General features: G+C 30.5%; 3 protein-coding genes and 1 pseudogene. All 4 read left to right on the top strand.

What is annotated here, in order from left to right; all coding sequences use genetic code 11:
- On the top strand, positions 1–1,338 hold a 1,338-nt coding region (locus RMN92_RS10545; protein ID WP_309609406.1), incomplete at its 5' end, for an AHH domain-containing protein.
- 4 nt (positions 1,339–1,342) lie between these two features.
- Complete coding sequence (locus RMN92_RS10540; protein WP_309609405.1) at positions 1,343–2,053, top strand: hypothetical protein; 711 nt, start codon at positions 1,343–1,345, stop codon at positions 2,051–2,053.
- Positions 2,054–2,783: 730 nt separating this feature from the next.
- Positions 2,784–3,341, top strand: coding sequence for a hypothetical protein (locus RMN92_RS10535; protein WP_309609404.1), 558 nt, complete (start codon positions 2,784–2,786; stop codon positions 3,339–3,341).
- A 238-nt stretch (positions 3,342–3,579) separates the two neighbouring features.
- A pseudogene (locus RMN92_RS10530) lies at positions 3,580–4,471 on the top strand (transcription-repair coupling factor); the annotation flags it as partial.

The raw sequence follows: 4,471 nt of genomic DNA, 5'->3' as shown, positions 1-4,471 counted from the left end.
ATGTGTAGCAATTGTGTGGGAACATACACATCAAACCATTTTGTTGGATCACAATGTACTCTTGCACAATTTTATTATACCTATTTCGAATGTTCTTACTCAAATGACCCGCACAACCCTATGGGATATGGCGGAAGTAGCGGCGGTGGTGGAAACACTGGTGGCGGAAGTGGTTCGGTTGGAGTGAACTCAGGAGTTGCCACTTCTCCAGTTGGTGGACTTGAAAGCCATGAAATGATTTTGAAAAAAAGAAAATTTTATCATACTTATCTGAATAGTGCTCTTTTGGAAAACTATTTTATGCAATTGCCTGCGGTACAAAAAAATGCAATATTTACTTATCTTGAAAATAATTCTATGGACGAGGGTGTGTATGATGAAAATGCAATGGCATTTATTAAAGAGTTACTCAATTTTGTAGTTTATGAATCTGAGAATAGTGAAAACGGAATAAGTACTGAAGCGCAAACAGCATTAAAAATAACATTGGATTTAGTAAATTCAGGAAATCTGAATAATTTAGGTAGTAATCAAGCAAATTCTATAATTCAGCAAAATTTAGCCACACTTGGACCAGGTTTAGGAAATTTAAACCATCTTGTTATGTACAGCGTTATGACATTACAAGAAATGAGTGTTATTATGAGTTCATATCCAAATAATCATGTTTTTACAACATTTGAAATTACAAAAATATATCTTGAAGCTAGTTTAGAAACATTACATTTAATGGGAGATATATTAGGAATGGCTCCTGGTATAGGTGCCATTTTTGATGTAACAAACGGTGCCCTTTATGTGGCGAGTGGCGATTATATGAACGGTGTTATTAGTTTGACGGCTGCAGCGCCTTTCGCAGGAGACTGGACAACAGTAGCAAGAATTACTAAGCGCGTTTATATTTTAAGCAATAGTAAAAGAGTCATCTTAAAAGCTTATAAATTAGCTAATGGTGTTATCGTATTCAGCAATAGAAGTCAATTAAGAAAAGTTTTAGGAATAGTAAACAATGCAATACACGCTCATCACGTTATACCATATGGGTTATCTAGTGAACCTTTGGTTCAACTTGCTGCAAGATTCAGTTCTCAAGCTAAGAAAGCTTTTCATATCAATGACATTGCAAATGGAATTCCAATTCCTAAAGATTTTCATTTAAATGGACACTCCATTTATTCTGCAAAGATTAAAGCTAGAATGCAAATTTTGTATGGAGATGCAAATGGAAATATGGAACTGGCTTATGACTTACTAACCAATTATATGGATGATGTAAGAGATATTATAGCAGCTAATCCCAATATGACTCTAGGACAAATAGCAACTTTAATACCATAAATTAATGAAGTATTATAGAATAACATATTCATATGAAAAAAAAGAGGTAGGTCATTATCCACAAGTACAAAAAATTACTTGGGAAGGTAGACCTTATGATGATGGTGCCTTTGGCACTCAAGGTCTTTTTAGTTCAGTTCATAAAAATCCTGCAATACCAACGTTGGACTTTTATAAAAGCGCTAAAACAACTTCGCTAATAGAAATGGGGATTATATCAGACAGTGTGTATCTTATAATTAACGAACCATTTCTTGAGTTCATAAAATCATACTTTGTTGGAACATTTCAAACATGGAAAATATTAGCAAAACACAAAGAAATAAATTATGATTATTATATTTTTTTTCTTGATAATCCTAAATCTGATTTTATAAATTATGAGAAATCCGTTTTTAGATTATACACAAAAGGTAATGACAGAAAGTGGGTTAAACTTGACGAAACTGTTAAAGTGATTACTGATGAGGATTGTATGGAAAAACATAGACAATATCCACTAATTGGAAACAACAAACCTTTTCTTGAACCAGAAAAAATAGTTGTAAATGGAGATAAAACTAATGTTCACTTTCTTAGATGTGCATGTTCTAGAATGGCTGGTTATTATGTTTCAGAAAAATTAAAAAATGAAATAGAAAAACTAGGTTTTACTGGGATGAGATTTCAAGAACTAAATGAAATTAATAACTTCGTAGAAGTTGAAATAATATAAAATCATGAAAGCAATCAGCTATTTAATAATTTTGTTCTTTTCAATAAACTTATATTCTCAAAACAAAACAATTGTCCCTAAAAAAGGGACAGTTGTTTTTAATTGCAAAGAAATAATTACTTATGAAAAACTATATGAAGTTTCTGAAAAAGAATTTAAAACTAATTTGTCCTTGTTTTAAGAAACTTACTTATTCCAACAGGAGCAACTAAGAATACTAATGGAGGTGTTGCTTCAGCTAATAATTGTAATTAATATGAGTAAAATAAATTTAAGAGTGTTTTTAATATTCATCTTTTGTATAATTATTATCCCATCTGGCAAACTTGCTATACCTAACATAGGAATTTTATTAGTACTCATTTTTCAAGTATTCCTATATTTTCCAAAAGAAGGATTAATCATAGAATTGAATTTTGAATTTTTCATCGCATTAATAACAGTAATTAGCTTAGTATTAATTTTCACTAGAAAAAGGTATATCATTATATCAAGTATTATAATCCAATATTTTCATTTGTTTTATGCTTTTAAGATTAATGATTTATCATATTGGTATTACACGATGCCAACAATAACATACTTGGTTTTAAGCTTTGTTTTGATAATATATTTATTTAAAAAACCACAACTTACAACAAATAATACAATTTTGTAAAAAGCAATTTATGTTACATTCACAGCATATCTTCAGCAGACTAGATAAAAAGTGCTTAACAAATCAAACCAAATGAGAAAAATAATGTTTATAATTTTCTTAGTGACTTCTTCTTTGGCTTTCGGGCAAGATAAGGAACTACAAGACTGGACAAAAAATGAAAAATCCCAGTATTTAAGATTTTTTCAATTAGCTAATTATGTATACAAGAAACAAAATGCAGAGATTTCAAAGGATACCTTGTTTGATAAATATATCTATTTCGATTATGTTTTAAAAGATACTGTTGCTAAAAGAAGAGAACCAAGATTATCAAAATTTGATGCTATTTTTTCTTTTTTAAAAAAAAGGATAGACAGCATTGGAGTTAACAATCTAGATGCTAAGCCTATAAGATTCTATAAAAAACATAAGATATATGAACCGTTTGATCAAAATATTGCTAAAACAAGTATTAGCGGTGAAAAGATGTTTATTAATAGTCCTGATGTTTTAGTATACTACAGAAAAGAAGATCCTGAAAACCCTTTGGGAACATTACTTTTTGAACCAACAACCAGTAAGCTAGCAGCATGGATCATGATAGATCAAGGTGGTCATAAGTATTTTTTATTGTTTAATTTATTTTAAAATAATCGAAATATTAAACACGTTCGTGCAGCTTTGCAAATTATGATTACAAAGAGCTAGAAAAAGACCTTTACTACTCTGAAGAGATTTTGAGTTTAAAAGAAGTCAAAGGTCAGACTTACTTCGAAAAATAATTTTTTAAATTCACAAATCCCATACACTAAATCCTGTTGTAATTTAACAACAGGATTTTTTTTGCTTAAAAAGTAAAACTATCTTTGTATAAAATCTTTTTCTTTTGAGCATAAAAATCATTTCCAAGAAATACAGCGAGCAGTCCAAAATTGTTAACATATCTAAAGCAATTAATGGCGATAATAAAATTCAGATTAAAGGATTAATAGGTTCGTCGCTTTCCTTTGTAGTGCAGGCATTATTTGAAAAAAGCGAACATTCTTTTCTGTTATTATGCAATGAAAAGGAGGAAGCTGCCTATGTTTTAAATGATTTGGAACAACTGGTTGGCGATCAGGATGTGCTTTTTTATCCAAGTTCATATCGCCGACCGTATCAAATTGAAGACATAGATAATGCCAATGTTTTGCTTCGATCGGAAGTTTTAAATAGAATTAATTCCCGCCAAAAACCAGCCATTATTGTTTCGTATCCGGAAGCACTTTTCGAAAAAGTAGTTACTAAAAAAGAACTTGAAAAAAACACACTCAAAATTTCGGTTGGCGATCAGGTTTCTATCGATTTTATAAATGAAGTATTGTTTGAATATGAATTCAAAAGAGTAGATTTTATAACCGAACCTGGCGAATTTTCGGTTCGTGGTGGTATCCTAGATGTGTTTTCTTTTTCCAATGAAAATCCGTATCGGATTGAGTTTTTCGGCAATGAAGTCGATAGCATTCGTACTTTCGATGTTGCCACACAGCTTTCTATCGAAAAGAAACAAAAAATTGCAATTATTCCCAACTTCGAAAATAAATCTTTACAAGAAAACAGAGAAAGTTTTCTGGAATACATCCATCCAAGAACAACTGTTTTCATTCAAAATACGGATTTATCACTTACACAACTTGATAAATTATTTGGCAAAGCAGAAGAAACTTTCGATAAGTTAAACAAAGATATCAAACATGCTTCGCCACAGCAATTATTTCTAAATCAGGCGGCATTTATCA

It is taken from the genome of Flavobacterium sp. (genome assembly GCF_031363805.1).
Lineage (GTDB): Bacteria > Bacteroidota > Bacteroidia > Flavobacteriales > Flavobacteriaceae > Flavobacterium.
This window is presented reverse-complemented; position numbering and strand designations above follow the sequence as displayed.

What these genes read in the sequence shown, in the direction of transcription:
- RMN92_RS10540 (WP_309609405.1), top strand. Translation starts at nt 1,343, where the DNA reads ATGAAGTATTATAGAATAACATATTCATATGAAAAAAAAGAGGTAGGT.
- RMN92_RS10535 (WP_309609404.1), top strand. Translation starts at nt 2,784, where the DNA reads ATGAGAAAAATAATGTTTATAATTTTCTTAGTGACTTCTTCTTTGGCT.